Source organism: Aeromonas sp. s4 (assembly GCF_040907855.1).
Classification (GTDB): Bacteria; Pseudomonadota; Gammaproteobacteria; order Enterobacterales; family Aeromonadaceae; genus Aeromonas; species Aeromonas caviae.
On the sequence record NZ_JBFOCP010000016.1, the window covers coordinates 77,517 to 93,371 of the forward strand.

Here is a 15,855-nt window from a genome sequence, read left to right on the forward strand (position 1 = left end):
GAGTGCTGCGGCTTGATGAAATGACAACGTCCCTTCAAGAGGGACGTTGTCATTTCTGGTGGGAGTGGACCGGTTGCTCTTCCATGGCCTGAAGCTGCTGGTTGACCCAGGCGGTGGCGCTCAGATAGAGGTGGCTGACCTTCTCTTCGTTGAGGCCGAGCCGGACGGTGTTGGCGGCGACCCGCTGCCAGTCGGCTTTCTCGAAATCTTCACAGAACGCCAGGTAGAACCCGAGCTTGCCCTTGCGGGTGAGCAGGGCGGCACGAATGTCGTCGGTCAGGGGAATGGAGCCGAGCAGCTGATCCAGCGGTTCGCCCATGAGCACGTCCAGCAGGGAGAAGAGGCCGGTGACAAAGGCTTGCTGTGCCTGCTCTGCGGGCGCATGGGTCTGGGCCAGCAGTTCGCAGAACCGGGCTCTGATGAGGGACATCTGGTGGAGTTCGGCACTCTTTTCACTCCCCGCACTGGTGGCGGCGATCAGGGCGACGAAGCGCTTGAGCTGGGCGTGCCCCAGGGAGCTTGCGGCCTGGCGAAACGAGGCGATGGGTTGTGGGAAGCGCTTGAGGTGGTTGATGTAGCGCAGCAGCTTGAGAGAGAGGGTGAGATCCTGATTGAGCAGTTGCTCAATCTTGTCCAGATCCGGTTCGGTCTGATTGACCACCTCGAGCAACTGCATCACCACCAGTTGGGCCGGCGGTATGGTGGGCTGTTGAACCATCTGGGGGCGGCTGAAGAAAAATCCCTGGAACAGGGTAACGCCGAGCTGCTTCATCCGCTCGAACTCGGCCTGATCCTCGACTTTCTCGGCCAGATAGGTGAGGGGCAGGTGGCGATGATTCGCCATGAAGTGCTCGATGCAGGGTTGCGGCGTGCTGCGCAGGTCGAACTTGATGATATGGATGTAGGGGAGGAACCTGTCCCAGTCTGAGACCATGGTGAAGTCATCCAGCGCCAACCGATAGCCCAGCCCATAGAGCTGGATCACTTTCTCCAGCAGCGCATCGTCGGGCTCGGCATCCTCCAGGATCTCGATCACCACCTTGTCACGGGGGAGGCATTCGGCCAATCCGTCCAGCAACAGGGAGTGGGGGAAATTGATGTAGCAGGGGTGATCCCCGATGAGCTGATCGATGTTCTGCTGCAAGAACTGCTCGGCAACCAGCCTGGAAGTGGCCTGCTGTGCGGAGACGGAGGGAAATACATTGTCCAGGCTGTCGCGAAACAGCAGCTCATAGGCTTGGGTGTTCAACTCCCGATCCAGAATGGGCTGCCTTGCTACATAGGAATACATGCATCTCTCCACCATGGTTACAGGCTTGATTCTATGGTGAAGCGGATCACTATGCCAGTGCCGACCGGTCGGGAAGGTCAACAACTGGCATACTATTTGTCAGGAAACCCGGGGTGTCAGAACAAGTAGTTGAGCTGCAGGCCGGCGAGCCAGGCATCCCCTTCCGAGGTGCCATTGAAAGTGGAGGTGGTCTGCGGGATGCCGGGCCTGAGCTGCATGGTTTCGCTCACGTCCACTTTCTTGCCGTCGATCAGGGTCAGCCCCAGATCCAGCGAGAGGTGGCGGTCAATCTGGTAGCCCACGCCAGCGCTGTACCAGACCCGATCCGAGTCGGGGATGGAGATGGTGCGGCGATCCGCCGGGACCGGGCTGCGGTCGTAGGCGATACCGGAGCGCAGTTGCCATTGGGGGGCCAGCTGGTAGGTCATCCCCAGGGCATAGCGCCAACTGTCTTCCCAGTGCTCCTCCTTGATGTGCATGGTGCCGTGGTGGTCGAGCTCGGATTCGAGCTGCACGAACTTGCTCCAGTTGGTCCAGTTGATGCTGGAGTGGAGTGCCAGCGTTGGGGTGAGCTGATGGAACAGGGCCAGCTCGGCGGTGGCGGGCAGGGGCAGATCCAGGCTGCCGGTATCGGTGAAGGGCTGGCCCCTTTGATCGATGCCGATGGCGTCACCGGAGAGGGTCAGGGTCACGTCGTGGCGATAGGATAGACCGACGCGGGTTGCCTGCGACAACTCAAGCAGGGTGCCCAGGTTCCAGCCCATGGCCCAGCCATCCCCTTTCAGGTGCTTGGCTATCTGGTTGTTGGAGGGGAAAGTGCCGCCCACTTCCCCTTCCCCCTGAATGGCGGAGAGACCGGCCCCGACGGACCAGATGCGGTTGATGCGATAGGCCAGGGAGGCCCCCAAATCCACTGTCTTGATGTCGGAGACGTTGCCGAAGTGACCGGCGTTGTAGTTGTCCGGCATCTTGACCCCGAGTCCGTAATAGGAGGTGGCGGCAAGTCCGAGGCGCCATTGCTCGCTGAGGGGCACGATGAGATAGGCGTTGGGCACCCAGGCGCCACCCGCAATGTCGTGGGCTCCGGCATCCAGGCTGACCGGCCCCTGGGGGGTAGGCACCCGGGTGGTGCCCTCGATGTTGACGTCGGGGTGCACGTGGATAACGCCGCCGGAGAAGGCCAGGGTATCGAACCGGGTCATGGCGGCGGCATTGCGGGAGAGCACGCTGGCATTGTCGGCGATGGCGGCCTCACCCGCGAAGGCACGCCCCATGCCTGTGGCGGATTGCTCCGCGAGCTGGAAGCCGGCAGCCTGCACCTGGCTCGACAGCAGCAAGAGGGCTATGAGGGAGGGTTTGAACGTCGGATGCATGGTCTTTCCTCGGGATGAACTGGGTGTTCATTCTGTTATTCGGTTGGGGCCGGGATTTTATATGGTATGACCAGCAAGGCAACGGGGAGAGGGGAACGTGCGGCAAAACGGGATTAAATGCTGAAAGAAATCCCCATAACAGCTTGATAAAAAAAGAAAAGAGTACAGTTGTTTACTACAGCTGTGCGCTCAGTTGGCGAAATTGGATAAAAAAAGAGCGCCCTGGGGCGCTCTTGATGATGACATGAAAATCAGAATTTCATGTTGAACTGGGCGGAAGCCAGCAGGGCGTTGCCGTGAGAGGTGCCCTTCCAGCGCAGCGCATCGCTGTGGTTGCGCAGGCCTTCGTTCACGTCCACTTCCTTGCCGTCCAGATAGGCCATGCCGAAGTCGAGGCTCATGTCCGGATTGATGTGGTAGGTGGCACCGGCGCTGTACCAGATACGGTCGGAGTCAGGAATGCTCAGGCTGCGGTATTCCGGCTCGATGGGGCTGTTGTCGTAGGCGAAGCCGATACGGGCTTCCCAGGACGGGTTGACGTACCAAGTACCGCCCAGGGCGTAACGGGCAGAGTCCTTGAACTTCTCGTCTTTTTGCAGGCACACGCCGCCGGCGCAGTTGCTGCTGGTGGCCTTGAGCTCCTGGAAGGCGCTCCAGTCGGTCCAGTTCACGGAGTAGTGGACAGCGAATTGCTGGTTCAGGCGGTGGTAGCCTGCAAATTCGGCCTGGGCCGGCAGATCCAGCTTCAGGTTGCCATCGACGACGCGGTTGCCGGAGGTGGCACCCTGGAAGTCGCCGTCAAAGCTCAAGTCCACCTGGGAGCGGTAGGTCAGGGCGAGACGGTTGTTTTCGTTGATCTCGTACAGGGTGCCGACGTTCCAGCCAAAGCCCCAGGTGTCACCCTTCAGGTGAGCCAGACGGGTATCGGAGTTGGCACCCGGAATGGCAGCGGAGAGCGCACCGGCATAACGGTTCAGCTCGGCGGCGGCGTAGACGGCATTGATGCCGGCACCGACGCTGAAGCTGGAGTTGATGCGATAGGCGATGTTGGGGTTGATGTTGAAGGTCAGCAGCTCGGTGTCACCGGCGCCGGCACCGGCCGCGAAGGTCTTGGAATATTCGGTGGAGAGGCCGTAGTTGGAGAAGAGGCCGATCCCCCAAGCCCACTGATCGTTCAGGGGCTGGATGAAGTAGGTGGCCGGCACGAAGGCATCGGGGGCGATGTCGCTCTCGCTGGACGGAGCCAGCTTGGTGGAGCCGGCATAGATGTCGCCAGCCACGTCCACGTCGGGCTTGATATAGGTGCCGGATACAGACAGTGCCATCTTGTCGAAGGTGGTCATGGCCGCCGGGTTGCGGGACAGCACGGCCGCGTTGTCGGCGATGGCTGCTTCACCTGCGTAGGCGCGCCCCAGACCGGAGGCCGAGTGCTCGTTCAGCTGGAACGCGGCGGCGAAGGTCTGGGTGCTGGCCAGGGTCACGGCCGCAGCGATCAGGCTTTTCTTGAAAAAGGCAGTTGTCATAGTGTTCTCTCTTTGTAAGCAGATTTTCTGTCGACATCGCGGCTCTTTGGCGGCTATTGACGACATGATCTGTTGTTATGTCAGCTTCTTCCCATTCATTGCTGGCGTGATTCTATGGATCTGGTAGGAGGTAAGAAATCAGACCAGTGACAGCAGAATACATAAAAGTTTCCATTGTGTTAATCATTTGTTTTAACTTGCCGTTTTATTAGGCTGATTTATCTATTATTGGATAAATAAAGCACAAATGGTGCCGTTTGCGTCATTTAAAATAAATGGTAGAAATGTGACTTCGCGCGGGCAATGGGCGGGAACATGCGGGGATGTGGGGATGAACAGGCAGACAATGAGGATGTCTGCCTGTGATGTGGCTGAGGCGGAGGACGAGTCAGCCTGGATCAAGGTCTGTTAAATGGACCAGTGCAGACGTGACTCAAGCTGGCGGGCAACCGGGGCGAGGGGTTCCTGCATGTCTCCGATGAGCACCATGTTGGCCCCCTTGAGCGGCAGTATCTCCCCCTTGAGGGTCCCGTCTGCAAAATCGGACTGGATCGTCAATGGCAGGTGCTTGGGGACGAGGAACAGGGTGACCGGTCCCATCTTGCCCTGCAGCACCATGTGCAGGGCCGGTCCCTGGTAGAAGGCGCAGTGGTTGACATAGGTTACCTTCATGCCCGGCATCTCGCTCAGGGTGGCGCCATATTTCTCCATTTTCGCGTTGATGGTGTGCAGGCTGACCCGCTCATCCACCGCATGAATGAAGGGCTCTTCCCCATAAACGTGGGACATGGCGACCTGAGCCAGCGACAGGGTGTCCGGTGCCACAGGCCAGCTGATCCAGCGGGTGCTCATGCCGAGCAGGAAGGCGACCGAGGCCGCGATAGCCAGAGCGCGCCATTGCGTGCGTGCAGGAGTGACGGGCAGCGGGACCACCTGCTCCTCTTCGGCTGCCATCGCCTGCCTGAGCAGGATCCGCTCCGCAAGACCGGCCGGTACGTCCACTTCCAGAGTGCTGCGCACCTGGCGCTCGAGCTGCTGCATCTCGTCCAGATGCTTGCGATTGGCCGGTGACGCCTCGGCGGCTTTCAGGAAGGCGGGATCCCTGTCCGAGGGGTGAGTGATGGCCCGGCGGCGAAATTCAAGCTCATCCATTGGTGTGTCCTCTCTGTTGTTTCGCAGACTCCATGGCCTCTTTTATCTGGTTGCGGGCGCGAAACAGCCTTGTCATGACGGTGTTCTTGTTCAGGCCGAGTTGCTCGGCGATCTCTTCCCCGCTGAATCCCCCCAGTACCTGCAGCAGCAGCGGCTCCTGATATTCGGCAGGCAGGCGGGCGATGTGGCGCCTGAGCCATTCGTGCTCCATCTCCTGCTCGCTTGGCAGGACACCCTGATCCCGCAGGGGGTGCTCGTCGAGGTCGACAAGATCGAACTGCTTTCGCTCAAAGCGGCGGGCATTCTCCCGCCGCAATATGGTGATGAGCCACGCCTTGGCAGCCTTGTCGTCCAGCAGGGTATCTATCGCCTTCCAGGCGCGCAGGAAAGTCTCCTGCACCAGATCCTCGGCGATTTGCGGATCCCGGCACAACCAGTAGGCGTAGCGGTAGATGTCCCCGTGCAGGGCGTGCACCAGGGCTTCGTACTTGGTTTGTTTGTCTGCCATCTCTTCATAGACCGGAGAAGCGCAGGGATCCTTTCCCGTGTCGGCCCTTTTTCTTCTGAAAAAACCTAACGCCATAAAGGGGTGTCCTGTTTCATGAGGGGCGCATCATGCACGCATCCACGCCAGTATTCGAAGACCATAGGCTATCGTAAAGCTCTCCCAGGTGCACAGCGCCCTGGCGAGCGCCAGTCTGGGCAGGTGTTCGCCAGGGGCGAGTACGGGGGCAAAGCAGGCCCGATCCAGGCCGTCCAGCAGTGCTCCCATGGCGGGGTCGCGGTGACAGGGCAGCCTGGCCAGATGCAGACAGGGGGCGTCCCAGCGCAGGACGGCCCAGGTCAGCAGGGTTTCCCTGGCCTCGTCAGGAGAGCCCGTGGCGAGGGCCCGTTGCAGGCGATAGAAGGCGTGCCAGCGCGGCCAGCGGCGCATGAATGCCCGCAGCAGGATGGCCAGGAGCACCCAATAGAGATACTGGGTCCCCGGTGTGGGGGAGGCGGGAGTGGCGCTCTCCCTTGCCGTGAACACCAGAGGATGTGCGGGCAGGTGCGCCTCCTCGATGCGACCGCTCTGGGTGTTGAACCAGCGCAGGGTCTGGGGGGGCAGCACATAGCGCCCCGCCTCGTCGGCGGTCAGGGCCTGGCGCCACTGGCGCTCGAAGCGAAGCGCCCCCTCGGCCACGAATCGCTCCTGCTGCTGCTCGCCGTCCGGCTTCATGGAGAGGCCGGCGGGCAGGGGCGGGGCCGGCAAGGGGGGCAGGCGGTTGCCATCCCCCCCTTCCATCACCAGGGTGAGGGTGCGGATCACCGGCTCACCCACCCTGGCCTGCGCCGGGCTGAACTGCTGGCGCAACACCAGGCTGCTCGCCACCGGCTCCAGGGGGGCCTTGTCCACCTTGATGAAGAGGGTCGCCGCCCTGGCGGACAGCAGATCCCCCGCGTTGCCTGGCGCGGTCGCACCGGCCTGGTCCTGGTGCGGCAACCGCCCCTGAAAGCGGGGGGATTCGACGGGATGGAGCCCGGGCCCTTTGGCCTGCAGCAGCCATTTTCGGGTGAGACGCCCGGGCAGGCCGGGGCTGGCGGGAGAATCCCAGCGATCCTCGCCAAGGCGGCGGATGGTAAAGGCCGGGGTGATGGGCTCGCCGAGGTTGGGGGCCTCCAGGTTGGCAGGCAGCCAGAGGGTCAGCTCATAGATGAAGGGCTGGCCGGGGTAGAGATTCCCCTCATGGAGCACCCGGGCCTGCAGCTCGACCGGAGAGAATACCGGGTCTTGTGCCGGCATCAGGGTGCCGTCCAGAGAACGTGTCGGCACCACCAGGGAGGGGGTGAGATCGGCGCCAAGGGGCAGGGAGGGCACCTGGAGCGGGCTGGTATCGAGCAGGTGCAGGGGGATCTGCCAGCGGGTCAGGCTGCGGCTCTGGGCACTGACCCGCTGGATGCTGACCCGCCCGACCGCAAACTGGCGCAGCAGCGGTTGCAGGTTGAGATCCTCATCGCGGTACAGCCCGTCGGCCTCGATGATGAGCAGCCAGTCGCGCTCGCTCGCCCCCGGCAACAGCTCGGCCTCGACAGGGGCGGCCTGCACCCGCATGGCGCACAGGGCGAGCAGCAGCCAGCAGCCGATCCGGGGGGAGAGCAAGCGCAGCACGAGGATCACCAGGGCTCCTCCACCTTGATCAGGGGGCGGCGCAGGGCCTCCTTGCGAAGGCGCTGCTCCAGCAGCAGCACGGGGGGCGCCGGGGGGCGAGGAGCCTCTGAGGCGCGGGCGGGGTCGGGAGTGTCGGCCTGCGCCGGGGCATTTGCCGAGGGCGTTGTCTGCGGCGGGTTGGCCCGTAGCAGGGCCAGGTTGTGCAAGGCATCCCTGTGCCCAGGTTCAAGGCGAAGGGTGCTCAGATAGGCCTGCTCCGCGGCGGCAAGATCCCCGAGCCAGACCAGGGCATTGCCCCTGTTGTAGTGGGCGGTGGCGCTGTTTGCCCTGCCATAGGCGGCGACGGCCCTGGCGTAATCCCCGGCTCTATACCTGGCGTTGCCTTGCCAGACCGGATCCTGGAAGGCGTTGGCCGCTTCCCGATAGTGTCCCTGGCGATAAGCCTGCCAGCCTGCTTCATCTTGTCGGGAGGCCGCCTGCAGGGAAGGGGGCGCGACGCCAATGACGAGGATCACCAGCAGCCAGTGGGCGCCGATCCGCGCCAGCAGCGCCAGGGGGAGCAAGGTGATGAGCAGCCAGGGGCCGAGATCCCGGGATTGCCCCTGCGTCAGGGTCTGGCCCATGGGCAGGGGGGCAAAGCGGGGCAGGCCGGAATCAAGCCAGGCCAGCCTGCCTCCGGTACTGGCGGCAAGGGCGGCCATGGCCTCCTCGTCGGGCGCCGGCAAGGTGTGGCCGATCGGGCTGCCGAGCTGCCAGCGCTCGGCAGCCACGCCGGGCAGCCGGGTCTCCTTGCCCCCGCTGGCCAGCAGGATGTCGAGCCGCGGGGCCGAGCCTGCCTTGCAGAACAGGTCGTTGAGGCAGGGCCAGAGGGCGGCGATGCGATCGCGCGCTGTCCCGGAGAGGCCGTCAGTCACGAGCAGCAGACGGGCGGACTGGCCCGGCGGGATCAGGGTGAGGGCCAGGGTCACGGCGCGCTCGGGGGCGCTGCCCTGGACAGGCATGATCGCCGGGCGCAGGTCCGGCAGCAGCAGGGCGATGGCCTGATGATCCCGGGTGGGAGGCATGGCGAGGTAGGCATCCCCGGCAAACAGGATGAAGGCGATGGGGTGGGCCGCGTCCTGCCGCGCTATGTCGGCCAGCATCTCCTGCAATTCCAGCCTCACCCGGGTTGCCCGGTCCGGCGCCAGATCCTGTGCCAGCATGGAGTCGGAGAGATCCAGCAGCCAGATATCGAGGGCCGGGCTCGGCATGGGGAGACTCTGCTGGCGCAGGGCTGGGCCCGAGAGCGCGAGGATCACCGGCAGACAGGCAAGCCAGCGCCAGGGGATGGCCCGATGGCGGCTCGGCAGCAGATAGGCCTGCATGGCCGGGGAGAGCAAGCCGGGATCGCGGCGGCGGCGCCACCCCTGCCACAGCCAGGGGAGCAGGGCCAGCAACCAGAGGGGGCGCAGCAAGATCAGCTCCATGGTGCCACCATCATGGCCTGCCTATTCATGGGATGGCCTGTGTGACAGGGGGATGTGCCAGCGGGCTGGCCAGCAGAGCAGCAGCCAGGCCAGGGCCAGTGGCCAGGGGTAGAGCTCCTGGTGGGGCCGGGAGACGGTCTGGGGCCGGGCGAGGGGCTCCAGGGTGTCGATGGCCTGGTTGATGGCGGCGAGATCGCCACGGTTGCGGGCGCGAAAATAGCGGCCTCCTCCCAGCGTCGCCAGCTGCTGCAACAGGGCTTCATCCAGTTCGGCACTGGGATCGGCGTCCCCTGCGGGCCCGGCGAAGGTGTCGGGGTCGGCGCCCACCCCCAGGGTATAGAGACGGATGCCGGCTTTGGCGGCGAGCCTGGCCTCGGTCAGGGGATCCGCATTGCCCGAGGTATTGCGCCCGTCCGTCACCAGCAGCAGGGCGGTGGGGCGGGTGGGGTCGGCGTGCTGGCGTGCCAGCAGGATGGCTTCCCCCAGGGCCGTGGTGCGCCCCACCAGATCGAAGTCGAGCTCCCTGGCCAGGGTGAGCAGGGCCCCGGTCTCCTGGGTGAGGGGGGAGAGCAGATAGGCGTGATCGGCAAAGACGACCAGGGCGATGCGATCCCCCGGGCGGGAGGCGACAAGGTTGCTTATCTGCTGGCGCACCGCGGCAAGCCTGTCCGTTTGCTCTCCGTCATCCAGCATGTCCTGGGTGCGCATGCTGTCGGAGAGATCCACCGCCAGGATGAGGTCCCGGCTGCTCTGGTAGTGAATGATCGGGGGCTCCTGCCACTGGGGGCGGCACAGAGCCAGTACCAGGGCGCACCAGCAGATCATCATGCGCCACAAGGGCTGCCCCGCCTGGGGCTGGAGCAGGGGAAAACCTCCGTGAACGAGCCGGTTTCCTCCCTTGCGCCCCTTCATGGGAGGCAGGCCGAAGCGCACCAGCAGCGGCAGGGCGAGGGCGAGGGAAAACCAGGGCCAGGCGAGGATCATCGCGTACCCTCCGGGGGAGGTGCCCCTCGCTTGCTTGCCGGGAATCGCGGCGCACTGACGCAGCGTCGCCCCCAGGCGAGATAGGCGAGGCGCAATCTTTTGCGCTGTGCCTCATCGGGTACTCTGCCCCCATAGAGCCAGAGCGGCCACTGGGCGGCAAACCGGGAAAAATCGCTCCCCCCCTTGCTGTCCAGCCAGGCGAGCCAGTCCTCCCCTTGCAGGGGGGCCGCCTCGGGCCAGCGGGCCATGGCCGCTTCTCGCAGGGCATCCTGCAGCCTGGGGACGAGATCGTCTGCCTGCCAGTCTATCCGGAGCGCCCAGTGGCGCTGGCGCCACAGGGTGAGGGCCGTCATGGCGATCAGGCAAGCGGCGATCGCCGCGATCAGCAGCCCACCGAGGGCCATCAGGCGAGGATCCTGTGCAGGCTCGAGAGCGGGGCCTTGGTGGATGTCGCGCAGCTCGGCACGAATGGCTTGCAAGGCCTCGCTGGACGAGGGCTGGCGATATGCATCCGGTGCGGGCACGCCCTGCTCCCCCTTCAAAACAGACGGCATCCGCCCTCCTGCCACTGGCGTTGCAGGGTGGCGCCGTTGTCGAGGCGATAGAGGCGCGTCACCAGGGGCAGTAACTGCTGGCGACAGGCCTCGGCCTGTTCGTCGGCCGCCCTCTGATAGCGGGCGCGAAAGCGGGGATCTTCTCCCGCGAGCCAACCGCTGTGTCTGCCTGCCTGCACTGCCAGCTGCCCCTGCTCGGGCAGGGCGGCTTCCAGGGGATCGCGGATCTGCCAGTAGTGGATATCGTGGCGCGGGCGAAGACGTTGCAACTGCTGGCAGAGGGCCTGGTCCGGTGCCTGGTGATGGCTTATCAGGGTCAATCTGGCCCCGTGGGGCAGGGTGAGTCGTGCCAGGGTCTGGGCCAGCGTCCAGGGCTGGGGGGCGCGATCCAGCCCTGCCTCGTAATGGCGGCAGAGCGCTTCCAGCAGAGGCATGAGAGAGCCGCGCTGGTGCTCTGTGTGGGGGACTGCGCCCTGGCAGATCAAGGTATTGGCCTGTTTCTCCCCCTGCCAGAGCAGGGCGGCGGCCAGCTCGCAGCCAAGGCGGGCCTTGAGCTGGGCGCGGGAGCCAAAGTACATGGCGGGTGAGAGATCCAGCAGCAACCAGTGGGCTTGATCCTGCTCTTCCCCGTAGAGGCGGGTGTGGGGGCGGCCAAGGCGGGCGGTGACCCGCCAGTCGATGTGACGCACCTCGTCACCGGCCTGATAGAGGCGAAGCTCCCTGAAATTGAGCCCGGGCTGGCGCCCGATACGCCCCTGGGCCGCCTGATGAATGCGAGCACGCTCGCCCTGGCGCGTCCAGAGGCGCACCGCCAGCAGCCGCTGGAGGGTGAGGGCGATGTCGGGGTGATCCCGGGGCTCGGCGACGGGGGTCATGGCGACAGGGCTGCCTGCGGGGGTCGGCTCAGGGGCATGGAATGGCATCCAGCAGCAGGGTGATGAGCGCCTCGCTATCGAGGTTGTCCGCCAGCGCCTGATAACTCGGGATGAGGCGGTGGCGCAGCACGGCTGGCGCCAGTTGCTGGATGTCTTCGGGCAATACGAAGTCGCGCCCGGCGAGCCAGGCCCGGGCCCGTGCGGCTCTTGCGAGGCCGATGCTGGCTCTGGGACTGGCCCCCACCGCGACCAGGGGGTCTAACTCGGGGCACAGGCCGCTGCCGGGGCGGGTGGCGCACACCAGTTGCACCAGATAGTGCTCGAGGCGCCCCTGCATCTGTACCCCTTGAACGGCGGTGCGGGCTTCCATCAGGTCGGACTGACTGAGGGTGACTGGCGGCGTCGGCAGGGCGTCGCCGCGGGCGTTGAGCTGGAGGATGGCCAGCTCCATGGCGGGGCTGGGGTAATCCACCAGCAGTTTGAGCAAGAAGCGATCGAGCTGGGCCTCCGGCAGGGGATAGGTCCCTTCCTGCTCGATGGGGTTCTGGGTGGCGGCGACCATGAAGAGGGAGGGCAGGCGCCAGCTCTTCTTGCCCACGGTGATCTGGTGCTCGGCCATGGCCTCCAGCAGAGCGGACTGCACCTTGGCCGGCGCCCGGTTGATCTCGTCCGCCAGCACCAGGTGATTGAACAGGGGGCCGGGTTGAAACACGAAACTTGCATCCTGGGGATGGAAGACCTCGCTGCCGGTGAGATCGGCAGGGAGCAGATCCGGGGTGAACTGGATACGGGCAAAGCGCCCCTCCACGGCGCCGGCCAGCGCCTTGACCGCCCGGGTCTTGGCAAGACCGGGGGCCCCCTCGATCAGCACATGTCCTTCACATAACAGGGCGATCAGCAGCCCCTCGATGAGGGGGCCCTGTCCCAGGATCTGGCTGCCCAGATAGTCTCCAAGTGCTCTGAACTCGGCCGCTGCCATGCGATAAACCCGTTGTTTTTATGGAAGTTGATCTTTTTATACCCCAGTTGGCTCACAAGGGCGAGGGAGGGTGGCAAGATGGGGACAATTTAGTTTCAATCAGCCGTATGAAAGTTGTGATTGGATTGTTAAGATGTGGCGCAATGAGGTCAGACCTCTGCCTTTTTAACCCAAGGAGCCAGGATGAAACAGCCATTGAAACTGACGACTCGCCAGGGCGAACGGATAGCCGTCGTGGCGGGTCTGCGCACCCCCTTTGCCAAGCAGGCCACCGCTTTTCACGGCGTGCCTGCGGTGGATCTGGGCAAACTGGTGGTGAGCGAGATGCTCGCCCGCACCGATCTCGACCCCAAGCTCATCGACCAGCTGGTGTTCGGCCAGGTGGTGCAGATGCCGGAAGCGCCAAACATCGCCCGGGAGATCGTGCTTGGCACCGGCATGAGCGTCAGCACCGATGCCTATAGCGTGTCGCGCGCCTGCGCCACCAGTTTCCAGGCGGTGGCCAATGTCACCGAATCCATCATGGCCGGCACGGTGGACATCGCCATCGCCGGCGGTGCCGACTCCTCTTCCGTGCTGCCCATCGGGGTCAGCAAGTCTCTGGCCCGCGCCCTGGTGGATCTCAACAAGGCGCGCAACCTCCAGCAGCGTTTCAATATTCTGCGCCGTCTGCGCCTGAAGGACCTGCTGCCGGTGCCCCCGGCCGTGGCCGAGTATTCCACCGGTCTCTCCATGGGGCAGACCGCCGAGCAGATGGCCAAGACCCACCAGATCAGCCGCGAGGCGCAAGATGCGCTGGCCCACCGCTCCCACACCCTGGCGGCCGAAGCCTGGGCCCAGGGCAAATTGAGTGGCGAGGTGTTCACCGCCCACGTGCCCCCCTACAAGTCGCCGCTGGAGCGGGACAACAACATCCGCGAAAGCTCGGATCTGGCGAGTTACGCCAAGCTCAAACCGGTCTTTGACCGGGCTCACGGCTCGGTGACCGCCGCCAACGCCACCCCGCTCACCGACGGCGCCGCCGCCGTGCTGATGATGCGTGAAGGGCGGGCCCGCGAGCTGGGTCTGGAGCCGCTAGGTTACATCCGCAGCTTCGCGTTTTCCGCCATCGATGTCTGGCAGGACATGCTGATGGGCCCCTCCTATGCCACGCCGCTGGCGCTGGACCGTGCCGGCATCACCCTTGGGGATCTCACCCTCATCGACATGCACGAAGCGTTTGCTGCCCAGACGCTCGCCAACCTCAAGATGTTTGCAAGCGCCGAATTTGCCCGTGACAAGCTGGGCCGGGATCAGGCCATCGGCGAGGTGGACATGGAGAAGTTCAACGTGCTCGGCGGCTCTTTGGCCTTTGGTCACCCCTTTGCCGCCACCGGGGCGCGCATGATCACCCAGACCCTGCATGAACTGCGGCGCCGGGGTGGGGGATTGGGGCTCAACACCGCCTGTGCGGCGGGTGGGCTGGGTGTGGCCATGGTGCTGGAGGTGGAATGATGAGTGCCAAGACTTTTTCTCTGGATATTCGCAAAGACGGCATCGGCATCCTCACCATGGATGTGCCCGGTGAGAGCATGAACACCCTGAAGGCCTCCTTTGCGGACGAGATCCGCACTCTGCTGGCTGAGGTAAAAGGGAACGGGGATCTGATCGGCCTGGTGATCGTCTCCGGCAAGAAGGACTCCTTCGTTGCCGGGGCCGACATCGCCATGCTGGCGGCCTGCACCAGCGCCCAGGATGCCGAAGCGCTGTCCCGGGCCGGACAGGACGTGTTCGCCGAGATCGAAGCCCTGGGGATCCCGGTGATCGCCGCCATTCACGGCCCCTGCCTGGGCGGCGGGCTGGAGCTGGCCCTCGCCTGTCATGGCCGGGTGGTGACCGATCACGGTAAAACCGTGCTGGGCCTGCCGGAAGTGCAGCTCGGCCTGCTGCCGGGCTCCGGCGGTACCCAGCGCCTGCCGCGCCTCATCGGGGTGGCCAAGGCACTGGATCTGATGCTGACCGGCAAGCAGGTGCGGGCCAAACAGGCCAGGAAGCTCGGGCTGGTGGATGACATGGTGCCCCCGTCCATTTTGCTGGAGGCCGCCATCAAGCTTGCCAAGAAGGGCAAGCCGCGCCACCACCTGAAACGGGATCTGCAGGGCAAGGTGCTGGAGACCAACAAATTTGGTCGCAAGGTGCTGTTCGATCAGGCCCGCAAGGGGGTCAAGGCCAAGACCCGGGGCAACTACCCGGCGCCGGAGCGCATCATCGAGGTGGTGCGCATCGGCGTGGAGGAGGGGATGCAGGCCGGCCTGCAGGCCGAGGCCCGCCACTTCGGCGAGCTGGTGATGACGCCGGAATCCGCCGCCCTGCGCTCCCTCTTCTTCGCCACCACGGAGATGAAGAAAGAGGTGAGCTATCAGGGGGCCGAGCCGCGCAAGGTGGGTCATGCCGCCGTGCTGGGGGGCGGCCTGATGGGGGGTGGTATTGCCTTCGTCACCGCCACCAAGGCGGGGGTACCGGTGCGGATCAAGGATGTGGCGAGCGCCGGCATCGGCAATGCCATGCGTTACAGCTACGACCTTCTCGCGAGGAAGCTCAAGCGTCGCCAACTGCTGCGCAGCGAGCTGGAGAAACAGATGAGCCTGCTCACCGGCACCCTGGACTATTCCGGTTTCCACCGGGTGGACATGGTGGTGGAAGCGGTATTCGAGGAGATCAACCTCAAGCACCAGATGGTGCAGGACGTGGAGCGCGAGTGCGGGGAGCACACCGTGTTTGCCTCCAACACCTCCTCCCTGCCCATCCACCAGATCGCCTCGGCGGCGACGCATCCGGAGCGGGTGGTGGGGCTGCACTACTTCAGCCCGGTGGACAAGATGCCGCTGGCCGAGATCATTCCCCACGCGGGTACCAGTGCCGAGACGGTGGCCACCACCCTGGCCTTCGCCCGGGCCCAGGGCAAGACCCCCATCGTGGTGAAGGACGAGGCGGGCTTCTACGTCAACCGCATCCTGGCGCCCTACATGAACGAGGCGGCGCGCCTGGTGATGGAAGGGGAGCCGGTGGAGGTACTGGACGGCGCTCTGCTCGACTTCGGTTTCCCGGTCGGCCCCATCACCCTGCTGGACGAGGTGGGGATCGACGTGGGGGCCAAGATCTCCCCCATCCTCGAAAAAGAGCTGGGTGGCGAGCAGTTCCAGGCGCCCAAGGCCTTTGACAAGCTGCTGGAGGACGATCGCAAGGGGCGCAAGAACGGCAAGGGCTTCTATCTCTATGGCAAGGCGGCCCCGCGCAACAAGCTCACCGGCAAGGAGGGCAAGAAGACGGTGGACGCGAGCGTCTACGACGTGCTGGGCGTCAAGCCCCAGGCCAAGCTTGCCAGGCAGGAGATCGCCGAGCGCTGCGTGTTGTTGATGCTCAACGAAGCAGCCATGGCCCTGGATGGCGGCGTGGTGGCCTCGGCCCGGGATGGCGACATTGGCGCCATCTTCGGTATCGGCTTCCCTCCCTTCCTGGGCGGTCCGTTC

The 15,855-nt window shown here is 64.7% G+C and carries 13 protein-coding genes; 2 read left to right on the top strand and 11 right to left on the bottom strand.

All coding sequences use genetic code 11. The features are described from left to right. Nucleotides 1–49: 49 nt before the first annotated feature. The 11 genes from AB5Y89_RS03475 to AB5Y89_RS03525 form a co-directional block, all read right to left on the bottom strand. Nucleotides 50–1,291: an EAL domain-containing protein gene (locus tag AB5Y89_RS03475; protein ID WP_316286339.1), complete on the bottom strand. Its 1,242-nt coding sequence runs from the start codon at nt 1,289–1,291 to the stop codon at nt 50–52. A gap of 116 nt (nt 1,292–1,407) precedes the next feature. Further along, a complete protein-coding gene (locus tag AB5Y89_RS03480; protein ID WP_368222878.1) occupies nt 1,408–2,664 on the bottom strand; it encodes an outer membrane protein transport protein in 1,257 nt (418 codons plus the stop codon). 251 nt (nt 2,665–2,915) lie between these two features. After that, a complete protein-coding gene (locus tag AB5Y89_RS03485) occupies nt 2,916–4,187 on the bottom strand; it encodes an outer membrane protein transport protein (protein WP_139737813.1) in 1,272 nt (423 codons plus the stop codon). 408 nt (nt 4,188–4,595) lie between these two features. Continuing rightward, on the bottom strand, nt 4,596–5,339 hold the full coding sequence (locus AB5Y89_RS03490) for a DUF3379 domain-containing protein (protein WP_041215209.1): 744 nt from the start codon (nt 5,337–5,339) through the stop codon (nt 4,596–4,598). Further along, on the bottom strand, nt 5,332–5,922 hold the full coding sequence (locus AB5Y89_RS03495; RefSeq protein WP_286701106.1) for a sigma-70 family RNA polymerase sigma factor: 591 nt from the start codon (nt 5,920–5,922) through the stop codon (nt 5,332–5,334). The genes AB5Y89_RS03490 and AB5Y89_RS03495 overlap by 8 nt, the downstream gene beginning before the upstream one ends. A gap of 30 nt (nt 5,923–5,952) precedes the next feature. Beyond that, a complete protein-coding gene (locus tag AB5Y89_RS03500) occupies nt 5,953–7,431 on the bottom strand; it encodes a hypothetical protein (RefSeq protein ID WP_323927252.1) in 1,479 nt (492 codons plus the stop codon). 62 nt (nt 7,432–7,493) lie between these two features. Next, nucleotides 7,494–8,954, bottom strand: a complete 1,461-nt coding sequence (locus AB5Y89_RS03505) for a VWA domain-containing protein (protein ID WP_368222879.1) — start codon at nt 8,952–8,954, stop codon at nt 7,494–7,496. 21 nt (nt 8,955–8,975) lie between these two features. Next, on the bottom strand, nt 8,976–9,938 hold the full coding sequence (locus tag AB5Y89_RS03510; protein WP_128345747.1) for a VWA domain-containing protein: 963 nt from the start codon (nt 9,936–9,938) through the stop codon (nt 8,976–8,978). Next, the gene (locus AB5Y89_RS03515; protein WP_368222881.1) at nt 9,935–10,492 is read right to left on the bottom strand and encodes a DUF4381 family protein; all 558 of its coding nucleotides are present in this window, start codon (nt 10,490–10,492) and stop codon (nt 9,935–9,937) included. Before AB5Y89_RS03515 ends, AB5Y89_RS03510 begins: the two co-directional genes overlap by 4 nt. Continuing rightward, the gene (locus AB5Y89_RS03520; protein WP_319894551.1) at nt 10,477–11,367 is read right to left on the bottom strand and encodes a DUF58 domain-containing protein; all 891 of its coding nucleotides are present in this window, start codon (nt 11,365–11,367) and stop codon (nt 10,477–10,479) included. Before AB5Y89_RS03520 ends, AB5Y89_RS03515 begins: the two co-directional genes overlap by 16 nt. A 28-nt stretch (nt 11,368–11,395) precedes the next feature. Then, the gene (locus AB5Y89_RS03525) at nt 11,396–12,346 is read right to left on the bottom strand and encodes a MoxR family ATPase (protein WP_221437004.1); all 951 of its coding nucleotides are present in this window, start codon (nt 12,344–12,346) and stop codon (nt 11,396–11,398) included. A 183-nt stretch (nt 12,347–12,529) separates the two neighbouring features. Between AB5Y89_RS03525 and fadI the strand changes: the two genes are divergently transcribed. Together fadI and fadJ are read left to right on the top strand one after the other, a co-directional pair. Next, entirely contained in the window at nt 12,530–13,840 is a 1,311-nt protein-coding gene (fadI, locus tag AB5Y89_RS03530) for an acetyl-CoA C-acyltransferase FadI (RefSeq protein WP_010674668.1), read from the top strand. After that, nucleotides 13,840–15,855: fatty acid oxidation complex subunit alpha FadJ (fadJ, locus tag AB5Y89_RS03535; RefSeq protein ID WP_368222882.1), on the top strand; the 2,016-nt coding region annotated here is incomplete at its 3' end. The genes fadI and fadJ, both read left to right, overlap by 1 nt.

Bases quoted from the DNA above. Each gene is read 5' to 3' on its own strand.
- AB5Y89_RS03475 (WP_316286339.1), bottom strand. From the start codon at position 1,291: ATGTATTCCTATGTAGCAAGGCAGCCCATTCTGGATCGGGAGTTGAAC.
- AB5Y89_RS03480 (WP_368222878.1), bottom strand. From the start codon at position 2,664: ATGCATCCGACGTTCAAACCCTCCCTCATAGCCCTCTTGCTGCTGTCG.
- AB5Y89_RS03485 (WP_139737813.1), bottom strand. From the start codon at position 4,187: ATGACAACTGCCTTTTTCAAGAAAAGCCTGATCGCTGCGGCCGTGACC.
- AB5Y89_RS03490 (WP_041215209.1), bottom strand. From the start codon at position 5,339: ATGGATGAGCTTGAATTTCGCCGCCGGGCCATCACTCACCCCTCGGAC.
- AB5Y89_RS03495 (WP_286701106.1), bottom strand. From the start codon at position 5,922: ATGGCGTTAGGTTTTTTCAGAAGAAAAAGGGCCGACACGGGAAAGGAT.
- AB5Y89_RS03500 (WP_323927252.1), bottom strand. From the start codon at position 7,431: ATGCGGGTGCAGGCCGCCCCTGTCGAGGCCGAGCTGTTGCCGGGGGCG.
- AB5Y89_RS03505 (WP_368222879.1), bottom strand. From the start codon at position 8,954: ATGGAGCTGATCTTGCTGCGCCCCCTCTGGTTGCTGGCCCTGCTCCCC.
- AB5Y89_RS03510 (WP_128345747.1), bottom strand. From the start codon at position 9,938: ATGATCCTCGCCTGGCCCTGGTTTTCCCTCGCCCTCGCCCTGCCGCTG.
- AB5Y89_RS03515 (WP_368222881.1), bottom strand. From the start codon at position 10,492: ATGCCGTCTGTTTTGAAGGGGGAGCAGGGCGTGCCCGCACCGGATGCA.
- AB5Y89_RS03520 (WP_319894551.1), bottom strand. From the start codon at position 11,367: ATGACCCCCGTCGCCGAGCCCCGGGATCACCCCGACATCGCCCTCACC.
- AB5Y89_RS03525 (WP_221437004.1), bottom strand. From the start codon at position 12,346: ATGGCAGCGGCCGAGTTCAGAGCACTTGGAGACTATCTGGGCAGCCAG.
- fadI (WP_010674668.1), top strand. From the start codon at position 12,530: ATGAAACAGCCATTGAAACTGACGACTCGCCAGGGCGAACGGATAGCC.